Here is a 20,928-nt window from a genome sequence, read left to right as displayed (position 1 = left end):
TGCCATGGGGGTGGGGTGGAAGACGGCGCTTAGCTGCCGTGACGTTCTCTATTTCCTAAGGAGAACTGCTCTATGCGCGTCCGGCAAACTCGCGGGTTTCCGTGTAGATGCGCACCTTTTCACCGTTTTCAATGTACAGCGGAGCCTTGATTTCCAGACCCGTTTCCAGCCGTGCCAGCTTGGTGACGTTGCCGCTCGTATCGCCACGTGCGCCCGGCTCGGTGTACTCCACCGTCAGCTCCACCTGCGCGGGCAGTTCCAGCCCGATGGGGTTGCCGTTGTACTTCATCAGCTTGAGAATTGCGCCTTCAACGATGAACTCCAGCGCGTCGCCCATCATGGAGTTGTTCAGCATGTGGGTCTCAAAGCTGGTCTGATCCAGGAAGTAGGAGCCGTCGCCGTCGCTGTACAGGTAGGAGGCTTCGATCTCTTCCAGATCCGGTTCCTTGAACTTTTCGCCGGCCTTGAAGGTCTTGTCGAAGACGCCCCGGGTGATCAGGTTACGCATCTTCAGCCGCACCAGCGTCTGGCCGCCGCGTGCCGTCGGCGTCGATACTTCGACGTCCATGCAGTAGTAGGGCACGTTCTCGTGCTCAAAGTACATCTTGCGCTTTACGTTGATGGCCTCAATGACCGCTGCCATGGTTCTTCCTTTTACTTCGCGAAATCTTGGGCCAGCGCGCAAACAAGGCGTGGCTCCCCGTCCATTATAGGGGGGCGGAGCTACGAGGGAACCGCACCAAGGTCAGCCCCAGCGGTTTTGCGGATGCGGCCTTATGGCTTGGCCGGCTGCGGTGCAGTGGGCAGGGGCTTCAGCTCGGCCTTCAGCAGCAGATCGCAGGCATTCGTCTGGTGCGCCGCCGCCGCCAGATCCAGCGCTGTTTTACCTGCCTTGTTCTTCAGCAGTGGGTCGGCGTTTTTCTTGAGCAAAAGCTGTACGACCTCCGCATTGCCTCGTTCCGCGGCCTTCATCAGGGCGGTGCTGCCGTCTTTGGCTGCGGTGTTCACCTCGGACCCGTGGCTGAGCAGGATCTGCGTCAGCGGCAGCAGGCCATCGTGAGCCACCTGCATCAGTGGGGTATTGCCCTCATTGTTGGTGGTTTTCACGTCGGCACCCTTGGTAATCAACGTCTGCAGGACGTTCAGATCGCCCGATCCGGCGGCATACAGCAGCGGGGTATTGCCGTCCTTGTCCTTGGCCGTCAGATCGGCCTGATGGGCCAGCAGCAGCCGTGCCGTCTCCTGATTGGCCCGCCGTGCGGCCTCCATCAAGGGCGTCACGCTGTTCTTGTCCTTGGCGTTCACGTTGGCCTGTTGGGCCAGCAGGGCAGTGGCGACATCGGCGTAGTCGTTGGCCACGGCCTCCAGCAGAGCCGTGCGGCCCAGCGTGTTGGCGGCCTGTGGGTCGGCCCCGCGGCTGAGCAGCAGCTTGACGATTTCCACCCGTCCGGCACGGCTGGCGTAGACCAGCGCCGTTGAACCGTCCGCGCCCTTGGCCTCCAGCTTGGCACCCGAGGCTACCAGCGCTTTCACCTGATCCCAGTCGTTGGTGCTTGCCGCCAAGGGCAGGGGATCGACCTTGGACTGGGGTGCAGGCTTGGCCGGAGCCTTGGCCTGGGTCGCTGCCGATTTGGCTGCGGATGCGTTGCTGGCTGTTTTTTTGCTCTGTGCCGGGGCCAGCGCCACCGTCAAAACCATTGCCACCACCACAACCGCCGCCTGCTTGCCGTTCCAACGCATTGCCTGCTCCCCAGAAAGAAAAACCGCGGGCAGAATAGCAGAAATAGAAGAATTTAGCCCATTTTAACGAACAGAGGACAGGGATCAGAGAATAGAGCGCAGAGAATAGAGTGCAAAAAACATCAACACGCCGCCTGATTCGAGCTTCCCAAGGCAGGCAAAAATACAGAATAGGTAACCAACAACTGAAAGCTGGTAGTTAACGCCTGAAAGCTGCTTTCCGTCCTCTCCATTGTTACAATCAAGCCATGCGAGTCACGGTGGGAGTATCGGGTGGCATTGCCGCCTACAAGTCAGCGGAATTGGTGCGGGCTCTGCAAAAGCAGGATCTGGATGTGCATGTGGTTATGACCGAGGCGGCCAGCCGCTTTGTGCAGCCGCTCACCTTTGCCACTTTGACCGGCCACCGGGTGATTAGCAGCCTGTGGAACGGCTGGGAAGAGGGCCAGAGCGAGCAGAACGGCATTGATCACGTTGCCGAGGCGCAGTGGACCGACCTTCTGGTGGTGGCTCCGGCCACGGCCAACATTCTGGCCAAATTCGCCCACGGGCTGGCCGACGATTTTCTTTCCACCATGTACCTGGCCACCGAAGCTCCGGTGATTGTGGCTCCGGCCATGAATACCAACATGTGGGCGCATCCTGCCGTACAGGCCAATGTGGAAATTCTGCGCCAGCGCGGCGTGCGGGTGGTTGAACCCGGCACCGGCGAGCTGGCCTGCGGCATGGTGGGTGCGGGACGCATGGCCGAGATTGAGGTCATCACCCAGGCCGTGGTGAATACGCTTGGCAATCGTCACGATCTACGTGGTGAAACCGTGCTGGTGACGGCCGGCGGCACACGCGAGGCGCTCGACCCGGTGCGTTACATCGGCAATCGCTCCAGCGGCAAGATGGGTTACGCGCTGGCCGAGGCCGCGCACAGCCGTGGTGCCCGCGTGATTCTGGTCAGCGGCCCTTCGTTGCTGCAGATTCCGGCCCATTGTGAGCAGGTGAATGTGACCACTGCGGAGGAGATGCGCAAGGCCGTGATGGAGCGCATGACCGAGGCGACGCTGGTCATCAAGGCCGCAGCCGTGGCCGATTATCGCCCCGTGGCCGTTAGCGATCAGAAGCTAAAGCGTACCGGTCCGCTCACGCTGGAGTTGGCGCCTACTGAAGACATTCTGGCCGAAGTCGTGCGCAACCGCCGTCCCGGACAGCTGATTGTGGGCTTTGCCGCTGAAACTGAAAACGGTGTGGCAAACGGCCGCGCCAAGCTGCTGCGCAAGGGCGTGGATGCCATTGTGCTGAACGACGTGAGCCGCTCCGATGTGGGCTTTGACGCCGATCAGAACGCCGTCACCTTCCTGACCGCCTCGACCTCGATCGAAGTAGAGAAGATGCCCAAGCGCCAGCTCGCCGACCGCATTCTGGACGAGATTCTGACCCTGCGCCGCCCGCGTACGCTGATGATGGAAGTGGGCTCGCATGAAGACGAGCTGACCAGCCAGGAACGCGTGTTGCGCGAGACCAGCTTCCAAAATAGCCCCGAAACCAGCTTTGTCCCGGCCGGCCGTGAGCGCCAGCTGATCGTGGAGTAGCCGTGAAGCCTGTACTCGATCCGGCAACCCGCGCGGTGCTTCAGGAACGGATGCGCTTTTATCGCGATCTGGGCCTGACGGAGTTCTATCGCCGCCCGGTGGACCCGGCTTTGCTGGCCCAATTACAAGCGGCGGTAATCCCCGAGCCTGTAGTCGCAGAACCCACAACAGCCACAGCAATTTCAGAACCTTCGCCGTCCGCGCAGGGTTCGCAGCCCGCGCAGAACTTGGCGCAGAAGATTGCGCCGGACCAAAACTCACTGGAGGATACTCAAATTCCCCCTCGCAAGATCTTTCCCGCGGCGCCCGCTATTGGCGCAGTCATTGCTCCCGCCAAGCGTGCCGCCGCCCTTCAAGCTATTCGCGACGAGATTGGCGATTGCACCCGTTGTTCCTTGCATAAGGGGCGCAACCAGCTGGTTTTTGCTGACGGCGACCCCAACGCCCGCCTGCTCTTTGTGGGTGAAGGTCCAGGAGCCGATGAAGATGCGCAGGGCCTGCCCTTTGTGGGCCGCGCCGGCCAGCTGCTGAACAATATGATCAATGCCATGGGTTTGCAGCGCGAGCAGGTCTACATTGCCAACGTGGTCAAGTGCCGCCCGCCGCAGAACCGTACGCCGGAGCCGGAAGAGGCGCATACCTGCACGCCCTTCCTCTTCCGCCAGATCGACGTGGTGCGGCCTGAGGTGATTGTGGCACTGGGCGCTACGGCGGCCACTTATCTGCTGGGGCAGCGTCAGCCTTTGGCCGGCTTGCGTGGTCGCGTGCACAGCTTCCGTCAGACCAAGCTGATCGTCACCTATCACCCTGCCTACCTGCTCCGCGACCCGCGCCAGAAGAAGGAAGCCTGGGCCGATCTGCAGATAGCCATGCGCGAGCTGGGATTGAAGGGGAAGGCGTAAAGCAGCTTTCCGCGCAAGCGGTTAGCTCTTCCAGCCCGCGCCGTAGGCGCAACGCAGGTTAGCCCCACGTTTTAACGTGGGGTACGCTGAACTACGGACAGCCGGGTTTTGATTCTGTCATTACGGAAAAGATTCCTTGTTTTTTTAAAAACCTGAGCAACCTTCCAACTAAATCCCACATCGTATATATAAGCTCGAGTCTGGCTTATCAATTTATAGAGTGTCAGGTTTAAAAGGGACAAAGATCCTGCGAGCTATTCGGGCCCAAGCGGTTGATTCGTGGACGTATCAGAAATTTTATACTTCCGCACGATCTGTTTCGACCAACTTTCATGATCCGCCCTTCCCCAGAAGAGCGCGGTGGGATGTGGGTTTGCGGTTCCCCTAGCTGCAAACCCCATTCCACAGAAAATAAATATCTTATCTGATCTATCCCAACTTGGTTCCGCTTGAAGGTTCATCTCCCTCTCGTGTTGGGAGTGCCTCCGCAGGCAACCTCCGGACGAAAAAAGATGCGAGAATGTGGGTAGAGCGTCTTCCCGGCGGCAAAGGCACTTGAGCGTATTCGGTGATCATTTACACCGATGCGCAACAGGCTGAAGCTCTGTTCTATGGGTCTGCAGCTGGGAAAGGACGCAGGCGTGCGGCTTGCTGATTGATTCTGCCGTACGCAGGGGGACATTGACTCTGCAGCGTATTCTTTCCACTCATCTGTTTCTGCAGCATCGGCTTCATCCTGGCCTGCTTGAACTGGCCAGCCGCGCCGGAGCCGACGGCGTTGAGCTCTTTGCCGCCCGCCAGCACTTTGACTACACCAGTCCCGAGATCGTTCACGAACTGGCCAGCTGGTTCCGCTCGAACCCGCTCAAGCCCTATTCGATGCATGCGCCGCTCTTCCCGGATCTGGAGATGGGCCGCGCCGGCGCACCGGCCGTGAACCTGATCCATCCGGAAAAATCCCGCCGCATTCAGGCCATGGATGAGATCAAGCGTGCCCTCGAAACCGCCGAATATATTCCGTTGGAGACGATGGTGTTGCATCTGGGTGAGCGCACCGATGGCTGGGATCAGGCCGCGATGGAGCACTCTTTGACCGCGCTCGAACATCTGGGAGCTTTTGCCCATCCGCTGGGCGTGAAGATTCTGGTGGAGAACCTGCTGAACGAGGCCGCCTATCCCGAGCATCTGAATTCGATTCTGGAAATTGGCCATCAGGACGGCATTGGCATCTGTCTGGACCTTGGCCATGCGCATATGACCGTGGGGGTGGCCGACGCCATCGCTACGCTCGGCAAGCGCATCGTCAACGTGCACGTCCACGATAATCACGGCCTGAAGGACGAGCATCTGTGGCCGGGCGAGGGGTCCATCGAGTGGCCTGCCGTAGTTCAGGCGCTCAAGGCTCTGCCCACGCCGCCAGCCATCGTGCTGGAACTGCATCCAGCGCTGGGCGATGACCTGAATGCGCTGCCTGCCCGCATAGAAAAGTCTTTCCAGATGTTTGCGTAAAACAGATTCAGACAAAGAAAAGAAGCGACGGAGTTTGCTCCGTCGCTTCTTTTCTTTGAATTCAAAACTACTCGATCGGGTCGTTGGGTGCGGGAGCGAGTGCGGGTGTGGGAGCTGGGTGCCCCAGGTCTCGTTTTTGAGACCTGGGAAAGCACAAATGCTCTAGCAGATGCGCGGCAACTGTTCGCCGATCTGCGGAGCGATCACGCGATTGGAACCCATGGCGGTGCGGGCCACCAGCATGCGCGGGTGCTCGGCCACCACGGTGCCGATGCGTGCAGCTTCCTTGCCGAGTGGATGCGCGTGCAGAATCGTCAGCACCTGCTCCGCAGCCTCGGGCGCAACAAAGAAGACCACCTTGCCCTCGTTGGCCACGTAGACCGGATCAAGGCCCAGCAACTCGCAGGCGGCCTGCACCTCGGCGTGGACCGGCAGGCGGGTTTCGTCGATCTGCATGCCCACATTCGAGCTGTTGGCAATCTCGTTGAGCGTGGCGGAAAGGCCGCCACGGGTAGGGTCGCGCATGGTGTGTACCTGTGGTCCCACCGCATCGAGCACGTTCGCGATCAGGCCGTTCAGCGCCGCACAATCGGATTCAATCGGGCTCTCGAACTCCAGCCCCTCGCGCACGCTCAGAATCGCCATGCCGTGGTCGCCAATGGAGCCGGAAACCAGGATTGCATCGCCGGGCCGGGCACGTTGCGGACCCACGCTCAGGCCCTCGCGCAACTGGCCCACGCCGGCTGTATTGATGTAAACGCCGTCGCCGTGGCCGCGTTCCACCACCTTGGTGTCGCCGGTGACAATCTGTACGCCTGCCGTTGCTGCCGCCCGCGCCATCGACTGCACAATGGCCGCCAGCTGATCGAGTGGAAAGCCCTCTTCAAGGATGAAGCCTGCGGTCAAAAATTTGGGAATCGCGCCGGAGACGGCCAGATCGTTGACTGTACCGTTGACTGCCAGCTCGCCAATATTGCCGCCGGGGAAAAAGAGCGGCTGTACGACAAACGAGTCGGTGCTCATGGCAATGCGGCCTGCATTTTTCTCGAAAGACAAATCGAGCACGGCTGCGTCGCCCAGGTTTTCGAGCGCGGGATTGCGAAAGGCAGGAAGGAACAGGTGCTCGACGAGTTCGTTGCCAAGTTTGCCGCCGCCGCCATGCCCCATCACGATGGTGGGGTAATCGGCGAGAGGCAGTGGGCAGCTCCAGTTGGAGAAATCAGGTTTGGACATAAAGAGAACTCAGGGGACGGATACAGAGATCAGAGATCAAAGAACCGGTGCCCGTGTTCAGTGTAACGTTTTCCACCTGCAGTGGGGCCAACCACTTGCGGTGGGGCCAATCGCTTCGCTTGACTGAGCTGACAGCTGCTTTACGGATGCAAGCTGAATCCGGAGGGCAAAGCTGCCTCAAGCTGGATTTGTTCTCCGCGGAGGGGGTGCTCGAATTGCAGAAATTGGGCGTGCAGCAAATAGCCTCCGTCGCCGGGCAGGCCGGGGAGATTTTCGAGCGGTTGGCCGCCTGAGCCGTACAGAGGATCGCCCACCAGGGGATGGCCAATGGAAGCCAGATGGATTCTGATTTGATGTGGGCGACCCGAATACAGGCTTACCTCAAATACGGTGCTGCTTGCGCTGCGTGCGACCACCCTGGCCAGGGACTTGGACGGCTTGCCGCTGGGGTTGGCGGCCCACACGGAACCGATGCGCGGGTGCGGTACGAGGCCGATGGGGGTGAGGATTTCGTAGGCGTCCTGCTCGGCAGCGTTTTGCGCCAGCGCGCGGTAGATCTTTTGAATTTTGGGTGTGTTCCAGTTTGCGGTCAGATGCGCGGCCGCCTGCGCTGTTTTGGCAAAGAGGACGATGCCGCTAGTGCCTCGGCCCAACCGGTGGACGGGGTTGGCGTGGAGGCTATGCTTCTGCACCATGCGCAGGAGGGTGTTTTCCATAAAGCCGCCGCCGGGCAGGGTGGGCAACCCGCTGGGTTTGTTGACGGCCAACAAACAGGGGTCCTCGAAGAGGACTTCGAAGTGCTGCGGAGCGTCTGGTTCGATCCACGGAGGACGGTTCCAGACCAGGGTTTGCCCTGCAGTGAGCAACTCGCTTCCGTTGGCGGGCACGCCGTTGAGGGTGACTTCGCCGTTGTTCAGATTTTGTTGCCAGACTTCGGTCGTTGAGTGGGGATAAAGGCTTGCCAGATGGGAGAGCAGGGTTTGCCCATGGTCTTTCCTGCCGATGATGGTGGTGTAGGCATAGCCTCGGTTGAGCATACAGATTGAGTGTAAGCCACGGGCTCTGCCACAGTCTTTTCACGGCTAAGGCATGGGGGATCGATCAAACGGCAAGCAGAATTCTCCTCTGGCGCGTCCGGTCGGCAGTAGCGTAATGTATCTGTGCTGGAGGTTCCATGAAACGAGCTCTTCTCAGCCGCGCCTTACTTGTCTTCATCTTATTTTTCCAAGCCGCGACCGTCGCACTCCACGCTCAATCAAGTACCTCAAGCATCGCAGGCACCTGGCAGGGCGCACTTGAGTTGTCCAGCAGCAACTCGATCCGCGTCGCTTTTTCCATCGCGAAAAATTCTGACGGTTCGCTCCACGGCGGCATCCGGTATGTCGACCACGATGCCGGGCTCGTCTTCTCTTCGATTACCTTCTCGGCTCCGGATCTGGTCGCAACGCAGTCGACGACCAGCATGGCCTACCACGGCAAGCTCAGCGCCGATGGTCAGTACATAATCGGTACTTGGCTGCAGGGTGACCGAACTTTACCCCTGACCCTCACGCTTGCCACTCCAGCCAGCCTTTGGAAGCCGGCAGGTCCGCCGCCTATGGCATCCGATGCGGACCCCTCCTACGAGGTCGCAGTCATTAAGCCTGCCTTGCCCGAGGAGCAACACCCTGTCTGGAACATGCATGCTTCGGAGTTCCATGCCACCGGCACCAACGCCGCAGAGCTCATCAAGATGGTCTACAAGATCCGCGGCCGCCAGATCATGAACGCGCCGCCCTGGGTGGAAGAGAGAAAATTCGATATCACCGCCAAACCCGACATTCCCGGAGTGCCCAACGACGACCAGACCAGGATCATGATTCGCAAGCTTCTTACTGAACGATTCCACTTGGTCTGCCACACCGGAACTCAGGACTTTCCAGCGCTCGTCATGACGCTCGATCCCAAAGGTCCGAGCCCTGTCCCCAGCAACCCCGACTATAACGTTCACGGCGGCATGTTTATCCGGCAGGAGCGCGATGAAATGCAGCTCCAACTCTTCGGTGTCACCATGCATGACTTCATCAAAGACCTTATGGACAGGTACCGCGACGAGCAGATCGTCGACGAGACCGGCCTCACAGGCACCTACGACATTACGCTGCACCTGCCTCCCACTGTGTTTCAGGGCACCGGAGATGGAGGTGTTGAGGATGAGGTGGGCACCGACTACATCGCTGCGGCGAAACATGCCGGCTTCAAATTTGTCTCAAAGAAAGCGCCGCTGCCCGTCGTAATTATCGACCACATTGACCCGCCGACGGCCAACTGACTGCGAGCGTGCTTCAGGCAAAGTGGTGAGGCTTGGTATTGAGAGAATTGTTGCTAACTCGGGAATTACTCAACTTGTAGAACAGGATCGGTAACGATAAACGCCAGGCTCCAGGATCATCCCGGGGTCGAGCTCTGGCGACGCGGCGCGAGACCCCAGTTGCTATGGCGACATTCGGGTAGTAATCTGCGCTCGATGAGCGCAATGCGGTTTGGCTCGAACCGAAGTCAAGAACTAGCAGTTCCGGGATGGTCCGTATCGAAAATATCGTGGATACGCAAATGGAAGAAGTGCTGAGCAGGAACTCCGTCTGCACATCGTTGCTCCCGTTGAATTCGACAGCTTTTCCGTACAGCTCTTGCAAACGCAAACTTGAAAACGCTGTGGATGCAGAGCTGCGTAAATTGAAAGCACAGAATGTGTGCGTCTAAAACCCCGGGCGTTCCGTCAATTGTCTTAGTTATCTATTGCGAGTATTCTGCGTCGGTGATGGTATTTGTATCGATGGAAGGAGCATTCCGTTGAAGAGCAGATCACTTTGGTTATTTTTGCCGGTTATTTTGCTAAGCGCAGTGTTGGTTAGCTGGGGACAGAGACCAGATCCAAATTGTTGTTCTTCAGTTCTTCCATCAACGGAGACAACTGCCACCGATCCAGGACTTTTGTTTTATCTTTCCGGTGACCATGGCCCCAATGCCGATTTCGCGGCTGGGGGCCAAACCACGCCGAATTTTTACTCCGATGTGAAGATTCTTCCCGGTGGGGCCAAAGGCTCCTACTTGCAATGCGGCAATAACCAATTGCTTTCCTATTGGGCGCCCGGCAATATTTATTCGCAGCGCGGAACGATCTCCTTCTATTGGCGGTCGCGTGATCCAGTGGACGAGACTGCCTTTCCCATCTTTCGTGTGGGATATGCTGACCATTCCAGTTGGGACCAAGTGTGGTTACGAATCGACTACAACGGCCACGGTTTTGACGCCTTTGTGACTGACGTGAACCTGGGCCGGACTCGGGTTTCATATAACTTGCCGAGTTTCCCCAAGCCAGACCAATGGGTAAATCTGACTCTCACTTGGGATGAGACCACAGGCATTCGGTTTTATGTGGACGGCAAGATGGTGGCCGAAAATCTTGCGACGGGCATGTTTGATGCCGCACTCGATCAATTTGGGCCGCACTCCCGCATCATCGGACCCACCGGCGTAGAAAGTTCTTACAGCTATGACCGTGGCGGAGATCTTGATGAGTTGCGCATTTATGACCGCGCATTGAGCGACGAGAATGTAGCTTCTCTTGCCAAGGGCGAAACGCCGCAAAACATTCCGTTGGCAACGCGCAGCCTGACGAACGCGAAGACGCTGAAGGAGTGGTGGTTCCATTACGGCTGGAACCGTCCGGGCGATATTCCCGCTCCGTTGCCTGCGATCAACACGACGATTCGCAAGGTGCAGATCAATGACGCCTACGATCTGGGACGCTGGTGGTGGAGGGCGAACGATGGTATCCGCGAAACCACATGGCCCGGCGTTTACAATCGTTCCCGCCTGACGGGTCGCTTCGATTATTTTCAACTTCCGGATTGGGATTGCTATGCGATCTCCGGGAAGACGATTACATTCATTCTGCCCGATGAACCGTGGAATCACCTGGAGATGAGTGGCGGCGCATTTGGCAACGGGGCATTACTGACGCCGGATGTATCGGAGCATGAACTTCGCCAGAGTGCCCTGGCCGGAACGGTGCTGCCGGCAAAGACGATCTTTGAACGACCCCAGGGGCAGGAGACAACCTTCCACGATCTTCTCGCGCCTGTGACCGGCGGCAAGCTTCGCTTCACCAATGTGGAGCAAGAGACGCCTATCGGCGAGCTTTCTGCTTACTACGTTCACGCAGGCAGTCCACCGGCAGGAATTGTCCAACTCAGGTACCGACTTGCGACGCGCCCTTCTGCGAGCGACAATCCGACCCTGCAGCCCCTGGTCAGCTTCATTCATGATCGCTATCCGGCAGATGAGCGCGCGATCCTGGTCGGGGGACCTAGCGGATACGGCGGTGGCCGCCAGCGTCCCGGCACAGCGCCCAGGGAGCCAGAAAACAAACAGCAGGATTTGGGGATGCCAATTGTGCACATTCTTATCCCCGCCGATTTGCGCGGCCTGTCAGCCAGTACAACGCACGTTCCCTCCTATTCATGGGACAACATGTATGCGGGTCTTGATGGCATTGCCATCGACCTGCCAGCGCTGAACGTAAAGCCAACGCACGGCGATTATGTGCCGATGAATATCGCGGTGAAAGATCCACTGTGGCCGATGCGCGACATGCTCACCTTTACGTTTTCCGTGAAGCCGGGCGAGGCGCACACCTTGTGGCTCGACACGCGCGACCGCATATTACCCAACGACAAAAGCCTTCTGATTACGATTGCCTCGGCCAGCGCGGAGTTCAATGCCTCTGATTTGGAAGGCGCTGAGGTACGGCTGATTTTCAAGCCTTACAAGGATGCCGTCAAAGAGCATATTGCTGACCGCCTCACCGAGGTGCGCGATAATTTTTCCAACATGACGGAAGAACACGTCAACAGCCGACGGCTGAATACCTACAATCGCTTCTATGCGGACATTACCGATCTGCTGCGCGTAGATCCTTCGAACGATTTGGGGCGCAAGTATTGGCACGAATGGAACCCCGAAACGGCTCCTCCTGATTACACTCCGCCAGAGGTGCCTGCAAATGTACCCAAGTGGGCCTATCTGCAGGCGAAGGATGTTGACTACTTCCAGCGAATCGCAGACTTCTACGTCGACGAGCGTCAAGCTTGGGATGGTGAATTTGGCGGCGGTCTTGGCGATGACAGCGATTTCACCAACCTCTTTCCTTCGCTTGCCCTGATGGGGACGGAACCGGAGAAGCTGAAGACTTCTCTCTCCAGGGAACTGGAGGCCATGTACGAAAACAAGATGTGGACCAATGGACTGGCAACGGGCCAGTTTGACGAACTGCACAGTTACGAGGATGGCCTGAATGTTCTCGGCCAGTCGTTGATGATGGACTTCGGCAATCCCAAAGATCTGGAACGCGCCATGGTAACCGCGCGCAGATTGGAGTGGCTGACCGGAGTGAATGCGGCCGGGCATCGGCACATTCGCTCAGCCTACTTCAGCGGTGCGAAAATGGCGGAAGGCGGCGTGTGGGGATGGTCCAAGGGACGTTCTTACATGGTCTTTCATCCGGCGCTTGATCTTGTGCTCTTCAATGGCGCGCCAGAGACACGCAAAATGGTGCTGGAGACTGTCAATGGCATGTTGGCCCACCGCAAGCAGGAGCAGGATGGCAGGTTCATTACTCGCACAAGCATCAATTTCAAGACCGATGAAGATCTGCCCGGCGGAGACGCCACACCCGACTTCATGTTCTGGGCTGCATACCGCTGGACGGGCGATCAGAAGTACTTGCTTCCATTCATGGATGAAGGTCCGTCGTCGCTTGCTCATATCAGCTCGGACGCGATCGATCAGCTGAAGCTGCGCGATACCTGGGGCAAGCAGTTGGTCGCGGCCGCGGGAGTGCCTGAAGGCATCAACGGTGTAGCTCCAACCGCCGCACAGTCCATGACCGGATCTGCCGAGACCTTGGCGTGGCAGGTGAGCGGAGACACAAGATATCTCGATCGGCTTTACTCTTCGCAACTGCAGGCGGAATCGAATCGTGAATGGATCAATACGGAAGGTAGTCTTTGGATTGATCGCGTCACTGACTCCGCGGGCCCGATGTTCGTAAACACCGAGCTGCAGCGTGCTCGTCTTGGTGGCATCGCGCTGGTTCGCAATCACATCTATCCGGGCAATGCTGTCGGTTGGAAATTTGTCGCGCCAGCCACGCCACAAAGCGTCGGAATCCTCATTCCCGAGGCTACGCCTGATCATCTCAAGATCATCGTCTATAACCTCGAAGCCAATCCGGTAAAAGCACAGATGACTGGATGGGAGATCGACCCGGGCAAGTGGGAGATCGCCCAGGGCACGCGTGGCAATGCAGACACTGATCCAGTCGTAGATGTTCGTAGGCGCTCTGAGAGCTTCGAGCGCAGCACTATGCTGGACTTTACTTTTGCTCCTCATACGACGACAGTGCTGGAACTCAATCTGGTCGAGAAGGGCCTTCCCTATTGGTCGCGGCCCGACCTGGGGATCAGTGCCGACGATGTGGTTGTCAACGGCAATCAGATGAGAGTGACAGTCCATAGTCTAGGCGGAGTGGATGCGCCGGCTTCCACCGTTGTGTTGCGCGATCGCTTGAACAGAGTGCTCGCGAGAGCGAAAGCCGCTCCACTAAAGGCGCCTCTTGATCTGCTTCCAAAAACAGAGGTAGTGTCATTACCCCTGCCGCCAGGCGCAGACTGGAAGGGTGGAAGTGTGAGCGTTGAGATCACCGGCACGCTGCCGGAGATTACACTGATGAACAACCGAGTGCAGTTCTGATGCGAAAGAGTACGTGTCCCCTCAGTGACACGGTTGAATCAATCTATGATCGCGGGCTGCGCGTGGCCGGGAACATAGACACGTGGCAACATATGGAGACCTATTCCTGGTCGGGGGGCTGTTGAACGGGTCGGCTGTTTGTGGCACAGTGAAGGTTGAGGCTCCCATCCTCTGTGCTGGACGAGCCAACGGGCAAAGGCCAGAGGTGAGCCACGCACCCGACGACGGAGATGTAAACCAGGATGGGTAAGGTGAAAAAGGGATTAGTTGCGGCAGCTCCCACTGTTGTTGCGTTCAGCCTCATCGCCGGGAATGTTGGCCTTCTGTTCAGGCGAGGTCTACACCCAAATCTGGAAACGGCAGTGGGCTTCTTGTGGATCGCCTCCGACTATGCGCTGCGCCAGAAACAACAGCATCCGGTCGCAGCGCCACGCATCAATGCTGCTGGCGTCATCCTTGGGAGCCTTTGCCTGTCTGCCAGCGGCCTTCATCCGCTTTATATCGACTGGTACCGCGTCCGCACTCCACTGGGCTACATTCCTGCAGCGGCAATAATCGGATTTCAGAAGGAGTTGCGTGATGCGAGCGTCAGGCTTTCCGAATCGGCGCGCATTTTTCCGAAAGTATGCATGACGATTCTGGCCCGTCCTTATGCGCTTGCAGCTGTGATGAATGCCTACGGAGTCATCGAACTCGCCCGCAGCGCAATCGGAATACACGATAATGCTCTCTTGGCCATCAGCGCCGCTTACGGTGTTGCAACCTTGGCCCTGCCACTTCTCGATGCTCGTGGATAGAAACTAGCCGCAGGTCAAGACACTCATTGTGCATCGGTCAGGCGCTTTTTATCCAGAATGCTCTTCGTGAACGCCATGGGGAACAGCGATACGCAGCAAGGATAGGTCAAGAGATTCCAGTCGCGATGGCAACTTTCGATGACTGATCAGGCAAGGCGCGAACAAACGGCTTCATTTACCTATAAAGTTCAACAGAGTAGATGCGGGATCTGGATTCATAGGCCACCGACTTCGAATCACGGAACAATTCAAGGACGATGCATCCAATTCTTCCGTGGCAGTGAAAAAGCAAGTAAAGGTCCGACAGACAGTTTCAAATTTGTATATCAAAGCGGGCGAGCAATTCACGCCGGCCTGCGCGAGTGAGTGCGAGCGCGCGGCAGTCAAGTTCCTGCACGACCCAGCGCTGCTTGAGCAAATAGGCTTTTTCTTATTCGTTGGGTTAAACGTGGATTCTCTGCGACATAAAAAATATGAGGCAGGTGGCCCGCATTTTAGTTAGTCCCATAGAAATGGGTGCCCCAGGTCCCGCTTCTGGGGCCTGAGATGAATACTTTATTTCAGCCAATTTTTATCGAGGAAAAATCAGTAAGTCTATTCGTGCAGAAAATACGCCAGAGTCCCTGCATCCCAGGTCTCTGCGAGACCTGGGGCACCCATTTTTTTATGGTGAGGCAAGAGGCATCTCTGCCACGAAAAGAGCTGACAGCTAAGAGCTGACAGCTGTCTTGCTTCCTGCCGCAGCCAGTTCTTCGGTGCTCAAAAATCGACCGTAGTTGAAGTACGCGGCGCAGGCGCCTTCGCTGGAAACCATGGTTGCGCCCAGCGGATGGCGGGGGGTGCACGCTTTGCCGAAGGCCGGGCAGTGGGCGGGCTTGAGGGTGCCGCGCAGCACTTCGCCTGCATGGCAGAGGGGCGATTCCTCGGTGTGAATGCCGCTGGTGTCAAAGCGCAGATCGGCGTCGAAGTCGCGATAGTCGGCGTTCAAGCGCCAGCCGCTCTGCGGGATCACGCCAATGCCGCGCCAGGCGCGATCGGTTACTTCAAAGACCTCGCCGAGCAGCTTTTGCGCCGGCTTGTTGCCCTCGAAGGTGACGGCGCGCTCATAGGCGTTTTCCACCTCGTGGCGGCCCGCTTCCAGTTGCAGAATCGCGCGGCGAATGCCGTCCAGCAGGTCGAGCGGCTCAAAACCGGTGACGACGATGGGCGTTTTGAAGCGCTCGGCCAGTGGCGGATACTCCCAAAAACCCATCACGCTGCAGACGTGGCCGGCAGCCAGAAAAGCGTCAATGTGGTTGCGCTCGTTGCTGAGCAGCGCCTCAATGGCAGGCGGCACCAGAACGTGCGAAACCAGCAGGGAGAAGTTCTTCAGTCCGCGCCGCTTGGCCACGTGTACCGCCATGGCGTTGGCCGGAGCTGTGGTTTCAAAGCCCACGCCGAAAAAGACCACCTGACGGTCGGGATTCTTCTGTGCCAGTTCCACCGCATCCAGCGGCGAATAGACCACGCGGACGTCGCCGCCACGGCCCTTGATCTGGAAGAGGTCGGCCTCGGTGCCGGGCACGCGCAGCATGTCACCAAAGGAGCAGAAGATGACCTCGGGCCGTGCGGCAATGGCCAGAGCCTTGTCGATCAGCTCAAGCGGGGTAACGCAGACCGGGCAGCCGGGACCGTGCACCATCTCAACGCCCGCGGGCAGCATCTGGTCGATGCCATTTTTGAGGATGGAATGTGTCTGGCCGCCGCAGATCTCCATGATCTTCCACGGCTTGGTACAGTGGGTGCGGATTTCGCGGGCCATGCGCTGGGCGATTTCACCGTTGCGGAACTCGGTCAGATACTTCATGCGGCGGGCTCGTCCTTTTTGGCCGTACAGCTGCCGTCGGGGCAGTTCGATTGTTCACGCTCGGCGGCGCGGGCAAAGGCTTCCTCCTCAGTGGCCAGCTCTTCGTCGAGGGCGCCCATCTGGCGGAAGATGTCCAGCGTTTTTTCAGCGGTTTCAGCGTCCAGCTTGGAGATGGCAAAGCCAACATGGACAACGACGTATTCACCGACTTCAACCTCGGGAACGTAGTCCAGGCAGACACGCTTGACGACGCCGCCAAAGTTGACGCGGCCGATATGCAGGTCCCCTTCAGCGAGGATTTCTTCGACTTTTCCGGGAATGGCGAGGCACATAGTTCTACGTTATACCGTTGGAGGCGGGCGCGCGCGAGTGATTTAAATCACTCGGTGGAGGAAAATTTATTCCGACGCACAGATTCACCTTCCCCACTGCTCAGCAGGGAAGTGCGTGCCAGTTTGAATCTTTTTTAGCTGCTCATGATGGGAATAGCCGGCCCCTCCACCAGGGGTTTGTGGACCGGAACTTCTGCTTTGATATAGGAAATTTTGCCTGCGGCGATTTCATCCTGAGCGATTCGGCAGGCTTTACTCGAATCGCTATGGATCAGTGCATGGGAGCCGTTCTGCAACTGCCGGGCGCGGCGTGCTGCAACAAGAACCTTACGATAATTCGAATCAAACGTAGTTTCAATCGTCATCGTTGTCCTCCCCGAAATTAAATTCCCGTTGTGCGCTGTCTCCAAAAATGCCGAAAGCATCGAGCACGGGCTTGACCCGCTCCTGACTGTTGGCCTGCAGGCAGGATGCGGCAACTTCCAGAACCCGGCGGCTGCGGAGGGCGATCGATTCTCCATTGCGGTAGAAGCGTTCGGCCAGCACGATAGCTTCCATTTGCGCCACAGCCCTGTCCAAAATGTCGTTGACCAGAATATAGCCGTACTGGTGATAGTTTTCAATCTCGCGGCTGGCTTCGCTCAGGCGGCGGTAGAGTTCGGACTCGTTGATGGAGCCCTCAGCGCGGCTGCGGTTGCGCAGGCGGGTGCGCAAAACCTTGGGGGTGGGCGGCATGACGAAGATGCTGACCGCCTCCGGCATGCGCTCCCGTACCTGCTGCGCACCTTGCACGTCTATGTCGAGCAGCAAGTCATGGCCGGAGAGGCGGGCTTCTTCCAGCGAGTGCCGCGCCGTGCCGTACAGGTTGCCGAAGACCTCGGCGTACTCCAGAAACTTGTCTTCGGCGATCATCTCTTCGAACCGCTCGCGGGTGGTGAAGTGGTACTCGCGACCGTTTTCTTCTGAGCCGCGAGGGGCGCGCGTCGTCCAGCTGACGGCAAATTCAACTCCCTTGACCTGCCGACGCAATTCGCTTACCAGTGTGCTTTTGCCCGAACCCGAAGGAGCGGAGATGATAAAAAGGATCCCTGCCACAGTGCTTGCTGCCTCCAAAAAAAAGTGCCGACCGAGTGTGCTTTATCAACATGAGTGCTTTATCTGCATTGTTTCGGTCGTTTGTGAATCATTTTTGCAAGGCCGCTCGATGAGAACGGCCTTGCAAATATCCTACTCTATGTTCTGAATCTGCTCGCGGGCCTTTTCGATCTCGGCCTTCATGGCCAGGCCCAGCTCAGTGATGCGGGTGCCCTTGCCGGCGACGCTGCCGGTTTTGGAGAGCAGGGTGTTGGCCTCGCGGTTCATCTCTTGCAGCAGAAAGTCTAGCTTTTTGCCGAGTTCGCCGCCGTTGGCCAGCAGTTCGCGGAAGTGGCCGATGTGGGTCTTCATCCGTGCCAGCTCTTCGCTGACGTCGCTGCGGTCCACCAGAATGGCTACTTCTTCCAGCACGCGCTGGTGGCTGAACTCGTTGCCGACGGCCGCCTGCAGGCGCTGCGCGAGCCGTTCCTGATAGCGCTGCTCAATCTCCGGTCGCAACTCTTCCACGCCTGCGGTGGCCTCGGCCAGCCGGTCCAGCGTGGTTTCCAGAATCGTCTTCAGCGAGTCGCCTTCGCGGGCGCGCATGGTCTTCAGTTCCGCGATCAGCGGCACAATCTGGGCACGGATGCTGGCTTCCAGCGCTTCCTGATCCTCGTCATTGCGATTGTCGGTCTGCAGCGCATTGGGCAGGCGCAGAGCCGCATTCAGGTCCGGCTGGCCAGAGATCCCGTGCTCGGCCTGCGCATCGCGGAAGGCGGTTACAAAGTTGGCCACCAACTCGCGGTTGTAGCCGGCTTTGGCGGCCGTGGTGCGCTCGATGGAGAGCGTCACATCCACATGCCCGCGCACCAGCGCATCCTTCAGCGCCTTGCGCAGATCCATCTCCAGCCCGTCGAGCGAGGACGACATGCGCAGCTGCACATCTAAAAAGCGGTGATTGACGCTCTTCAGGCTGAGCGTGTAGCCCAGCTGATCGTTCACGCGCGCCTGCACGCGTGCAAATCCCGTCATGGAATAGATCGGCATAGTTGCTTACTCCTGTGTCCGTACTCCCGGTGCGGTGACGACTTCGGTTTCGGCCCGATCAATAAACTGCAGCGAATATAACCGCTGGTAGGTGGGCGATGTGTTCAGCAGCTCTTCATGAGGGCCAATGGCCGTAATGCGTCCGTCTTCCAGCACCACAATGCGATTGGCCTTGCGGATGGTCGAGAGGCGATGGGCGATGACGATGGCGGTGCGGCCGTGCATCAGGTTGGCCAGCGCCTCCTGCACCAGGGATTCGCTCTCGGCGTCAAGGGCGCTGGTGGCCTCGTCCAGAATCAGGATCGGCGCATCCTTCAGAATGGCGCGGGCAATGGCCATGCGCTGGCGTTCGCCGCCGGACATTCGGAAGCCTTTTTCGCCGATCACTGTCTCATAGCCCTGCGGCAGACGCTCGATGAAGTCGTGCGCCAGTGCGGCCTGCGCGGCCTTGCGTACCAAGTCCGGCTTGACTACCGACTGGCCGTAAGCGATGTTGCCGCTGACCGTGTCGTTGAACAGGATGGTCTCTTGCGTAACCTGCGCCACCTGCTTGCGCAGTGAACCGAGCGTCATGGCGCGCAGATCCACGCCGTCCATGGTGATGGCGCCGGCGCTGGCGTCGTAGAAGCGCGGAATCAGATTCACCAGCGTGGATTTGCCCGCGCCACTGGGACCGACCACGGCCAGTACTTCGCCAGCCTTCACCTCAAGGTTGATGTCGTGCAGGATCTGGTGTTCGCCCTCTTCCGTCGAGTAGCTGAAGTTCACATTCTCGAATTTGACGGAGTGCTGAAAGCGCTTGAAGTGGATGGCGTGCGGCTTTTCCCTGACGTCGTCTTCGGTGTCAAAGAATCCAAAGATCGACGAAGACGCGCCCATCGCCTGTTGGAAGCTGTTGTAGAAGTAGGCGAACTTGCGTACCGGATCGTACAGCTTGAAGAGCAGAATGATGAATGCGCCGAACAGACCCATGGTCATGCGGCCGTGCAGAATCTCGTTGCGTCCGATCAGCAGGAAAAGGGCGATGGCAATGGCGCCAATCGTATCCATCAGCGGCGAGCTGATGGACTGAATGCGCACGCTGCGCAGGTTGGCACGGAAGAGCCGACGGGCCGCGGTCTTGAAGCGGATGACTTCCCACACCTCGGTGTTGAAGGCCTTCACAATGCGGTTGCCGGTTACGGTTTCATGCAGAATGTTCTGAATCTCGGCCAGTTTGTCTTGTCCGCTGCGGGTGCGGGTACGTACTTCGCGACCGATCTTGCGGGCTGAGGTAATCACCACCGGAATAAACAGCACCAGCGCCCAGCTCAGATGTCCGCCCAGACGAATGACAAAGACCAGTCCCACCACAAAGGTGAAGAACTGCTGCAGAAATTCGCCAATTACGGAGCTGACGGCGTTCTGCACCCTGTCCACATCGTTGATCAGGGTGGAAAGGATGGTTCCCGTCGCGTGTTTGTGAAAGAAGCTCGATGAGCGGCGCAGGGTGGCTTCGTACAGATGATTGCGCAGGTCGGTGATGGTGCCAAAGCCGGCGTAGTTCACCAGATAGGTGCCCAGATAATCACAGATGCCTTTGGCTAGCGTAGCCAGAACCAGCGCACAGGCTACTACATGCCACGCATTGTGCATGTGAATGGCCGGTGGAATCAGCGATCGCAGATCAAAATGCCAGGGGCTTTTGGGCAGGCCGAGGTAGATGGGGCCTTCCGGCGCATCGGGGCGCAGAACCTGATCAAAGATGGGCTGCAGCAGAAGCACGCGAAAGGTGTCGAACACCCCCACCATGGCCAGCAGCATCACGCCGGGCAACATCTGCAGCACGTAGGGAATTCCATAGCGCAGCAGGCGCAAAAAATTCTTCATTCGCTTCGATCCACCTGCCCGGCGTGGCAGCTGAACAGACGCCGGGTGGAAATACTGAATACCATCCCCGTATTGTATCTGCGCGGCCTGCGCTGGGTCGCGTTCGGCATGTATTTTCAGCCAAATGCAGGGGCTGAACAGGCTGCGGAAAAACTCGCCGCAGAGTGGGTTTGTATGTGCGGAGGGAGCAGGGGCCTTCAG

At 58.3% G+C, this 20,928-nt stretch carries 17 protein-coding genes; 7 read left to right on the top strand and 10 right to left on the bottom strand.

Going from position 1 to position 20,928, the window contains the following annotated elements:
* Window positions 1-70: 70 nt before the first annotated feature.
* Complete coding sequence (locus ACOBR2_RS13430) at window positions 71-643, bottom strand: elongation factor P (protein ID WP_420236624.1); 573 nt, start codon at window positions 641-643, stop codon at window positions 71-73.
* 131 nt (window positions 644-774) lie between these two features.
* Window positions 775-1,740 (bottom strand): ankyrin repeat domain-containing protein, encoded by a 966-nt coding sequence (locus ACOBR2_RS13425; RefSeq protein WP_420236623.1) that lies wholly within the window; start codon window positions 1,738-1,740, stop codon window positions 775-777.
* Window positions 1,741-1,988: 248 nt separating this feature from the next.
* Between ACOBR2_RS13425 and coaBC the strand changes: the two genes are divergently transcribed.
* From coaBC to ACOBR2_RS13410, 3 genes are all read left to right on the top strand, one after another.
* Window positions 1,989-3,323, top strand: coding sequence for a bifunctional phosphopantothenoylcysteine decarboxylase/phosphopantothenate--cysteine ligase CoaBC (gene coaBC, locus ACOBR2_RS13420; protein ID WP_420236622.1), 1,335 nt, complete (start codon window positions 1,989-1,991; stop codon window positions 3,321-3,323).
* A gap of 2 nt (window positions 3,324-3,325) precedes the next feature.
* Window positions 3,326-4,225: a uracil-DNA glycosylase gene (locus tag ACOBR2_RS13415; protein ID WP_420236621.1), complete on the top strand. Its 900-nt coding sequence runs from the start codon at window positions 3,326-3,328 to the stop codon at window positions 4,223-4,225.
* A 681-nt stretch (window positions 4,226-4,906) separates the two neighbouring features.
* Window positions 4,907-5,734 (top strand): sugar phosphate isomerase/epimerase family protein, encoded by an 828-nt coding sequence (locus ACOBR2_RS13410; protein WP_420236620.1) that lies wholly within the window; start codon window positions 4,907-4,909, stop codon window positions 5,732-5,734.
* 162 nt (window positions 5,735-5,896) lie between these two features.
* Here the strand turns inward: ACOBR2_RS13410 and hypE are convergent, their stop codons facing one another.
* A complete protein-coding gene (hypE, locus tag ACOBR2_RS13405; protein WP_420236619.1) occupies window positions 5,897-6,967 on the bottom strand; it encodes a hydrogenase expression/formation protein HypE in 1,071 nt (356 codons plus the stop codon).
* Between the two features lie 140 nt (window positions 6,968-7,107).
* Complete coding sequence (locus ACOBR2_RS13400) at window positions 7,108-8,004, bottom strand: RluA family pseudouridine synthase (protein WP_420236618.1); 897 nt, start codon at window positions 8,002-8,004, stop codon at window positions 7,108-7,110.
* Window positions 8,005-8,141: 137 nt separating this feature from the next.
* Here ACOBR2_RS13400 and ACOBR2_RS13395 point away from each other — a divergent pair, with 137 nt between their 5' ends.
* The 4 genes from ACOBR2_RS13395 (at window position 8,142) to ACOBR2_RS13380 (ending at window position 15,061) form a co-directional block, all read left to right on the top strand.
* Window positions 8,142-9,278 carry a TIGR03435 family protein gene (locus ACOBR2_RS13395; RefSeq protein WP_420236617.1) on the top strand — a complete coding sequence of 379 codons (1,137 nt, stop codon included), beginning with the start codon at window positions 8,142-8,144 and terminating at the stop codon, window positions 9,276-9,278.
* 662 nt (window positions 9,279-9,940) lie between these two features.
* Window positions 9,941-13,762, top strand: coding sequence for a LamG-like jellyroll fold domain-containing protein (locus tag ACOBR2_RS13390; RefSeq protein ID WP_420236616.1), 3,822 nt, complete (start codon window positions 9,941-9,943; stop codon window positions 13,760-13,762).
* A gap of 242 nt (window positions 13,763-14,004) precedes the next feature.
* Window positions 14,005-14,559 (top strand): hypothetical protein, encoded by a 555-nt coding sequence (locus tag ACOBR2_RS13385; protein ID WP_420236615.1) that lies wholly within the window; start codon window positions 14,005-14,007, stop codon window positions 14,557-14,559.
* Window positions 14,560-14,833: 274 nt separating this feature from the next.
* Complete coding sequence (locus ACOBR2_RS13380; RefSeq protein WP_420236614.1) at window positions 14,834-15,061, top strand: hypothetical protein; 228 nt, start codon at window positions 14,834-14,836, stop codon at window positions 15,059-15,061.
* Between the two features lie 207 nt (window positions 15,062-15,268).
* Here the strand turns inward: ACOBR2_RS13380 and hypD are convergent, their stop codons facing one another.
* The 6 genes from hypD to ACOBR2_RS13350 all read right to left on the bottom strand — a co-directional run bounded on the left by hypD (window position 15,269) and on the right by ACOBR2_RS13350 (window position 20,727).
* On the bottom strand, window positions 15,269-16,405 hold the full coding sequence (gene hypD, locus ACOBR2_RS13375; protein WP_420236613.1) for a hydrogenase formation protein HypD: 1,137 nt from the start codon (window positions 16,403-16,405) through the stop codon (window positions 15,269-15,271).
* Window positions 16,402-16,737: a HypC/HybG/HupF family hydrogenase formation chaperone gene (locus tag ACOBR2_RS13370; RefSeq protein WP_420236612.1), complete on the bottom strand. Its 336-nt coding sequence runs from the start codon at window positions 16,735-16,737 to the stop codon at window positions 16,402-16,404. The genes hypD and ACOBR2_RS13370 overlap by 4 nt, the downstream gene beginning before the upstream one ends.
* A gap of 134 nt (window positions 16,738-16,871) precedes the next feature.
* Entirely contained in the window at window positions 16,872-17,102 is a 231-nt protein-coding gene (rpoZ, locus tag ACOBR2_RS13365; protein WP_420236611.1) for a DNA-directed RNA polymerase subunit omega, read from the bottom strand.
* Window positions 17,092-17,832, bottom strand: a complete 741-nt coding sequence (gene gmk, locus ACOBR2_RS13360; RefSeq protein ID WP_420236610.1) for a guanylate kinase — start codon at window positions 17,830-17,832, stop codon at window positions 17,092-17,094. Before gmk ends, rpoZ begins: the two co-directional genes overlap by 11 nt.
* 132 nt (window positions 17,833-17,964) lie before the next feature.
* A complete protein-coding gene (locus ACOBR2_RS13355) occupies window positions 17,965-18,858 on the bottom strand; it encodes a YicC/YloC family endoribonuclease (protein WP_420236609.1) in 894 nt (297 codons plus the stop codon).
* 6 nt (window positions 18,859-18,864) lie between these two features.
* Window positions 18,865-20,727 carry an ABC transporter ATP-binding protein gene (locus tag ACOBR2_RS13350; RefSeq protein WP_420236608.1) on the bottom strand — a complete coding sequence of 621 codons (1,863 nt, stop codon included), beginning with the start codon at window positions 20,725-20,727 and terminating at the stop codon, window positions 18,865-18,867.
* Window positions 20,728-20,928: the final 201 nt, after the last annotated feature.

Origin of the sequence: Telmatobacter bradus, assembly GCF_048629425.1 — a bacterium.
GTDB classification, from domain to species: Bacteria; Acidobacteriota; Terriglobia; order Terriglobales; family Acidobacteriaceae; genus Telmatobacter; species Telmatobacter bradus.
The sequence above is the reverse complement of the archived record's forward strand: the minus strand, read 5'-3'. Positions and strand labels throughout refer to the sequence as shown.

What these genes read in the sequence shown, in the direction of transcription:
- ACOBR2_RS13430 (WP_420236624.1), bottom strand. Translation starts at nt 643, where the DNA reads ATGGCAGCGGTCATTGAGGCCATCAACGTAAAGCGCAAGATGTACTTT.
- ACOBR2_RS13425 (WP_420236623.1), bottom strand. Translation starts at nt 1,740, where the DNA reads ATGCGTTGGAACGGCAAGCAGGCGGCGGTTGTGGTGGTGGCAATGGTT.
- coaBC (WP_420236622.1), top strand. Translation starts at nt 1,989, where the DNA reads ATGCGAGTCACGGTGGGAGTATCGGGTGGCATTGCCGCCTACAAGTCA.
- hypE (WP_420236619.1), bottom strand. Translation starts at nt 6,967, where the DNA reads ATGTCCAAACCTGATTTCTCCAACTGGAGCTGCCCACTGCCTCTCGCC.
- ACOBR2_RS13400 (WP_420236618.1), bottom strand. Translation starts at nt 8,004, where the DNA reads ATGCTCAACCGAGGCTATGCCTACACCACCATCATCGGCAGGAAAGAC.
- ACOBR2_RS13395 (WP_420236617.1), top strand. Translation starts at nt 8,142, where the DNA reads ATGAAACGAGCTCTTCTCAGCCGCGCCTTACTTGTCTTCATCTTATTT.
- ACOBR2_RS13385 (WP_420236615.1), top strand. Translation starts at nt 14,005, where the DNA reads ATGGGTAAGGTGAAAAAGGGATTAGTTGCGGCAGCTCCCACTGTTGTT.
- hypD (WP_420236613.1), bottom strand. Translation starts at nt 16,405, where the DNA reads ATGAAGTATCTGACCGAGTTCCGCAACGGTGAAATCGCCCAGCGCATG.
- ACOBR2_RS13370 (WP_420236612.1), bottom strand. Translation starts at nt 16,737, where the DNA reads ATGTGCCTCGCCATTCCCGGAAAAGTCGAAGAAATCCTCGCTGAAGGG.
- rpoZ (WP_420236611.1), bottom strand. Translation starts at nt 17,102, where the DNA reads ATGACGATTGAAACTACGTTTGATTCGAATTATCGTAAGGTTCTTGTT.
- ACOBR2_RS13355 (WP_420236609.1), bottom strand. Translation starts at nt 18,858, where the DNA reads ATGCCGATCTATTCCATGACGGGATTTGCACGCGTGCAGGCGCGCGTG.
- ACOBR2_RS13350 (WP_420236608.1), bottom strand. Translation starts at nt 20,727, where the DNA reads ATGAAGAATTTTTTGCGCCTGCTGCGCTATGGAATTCCCTACGTGCTG.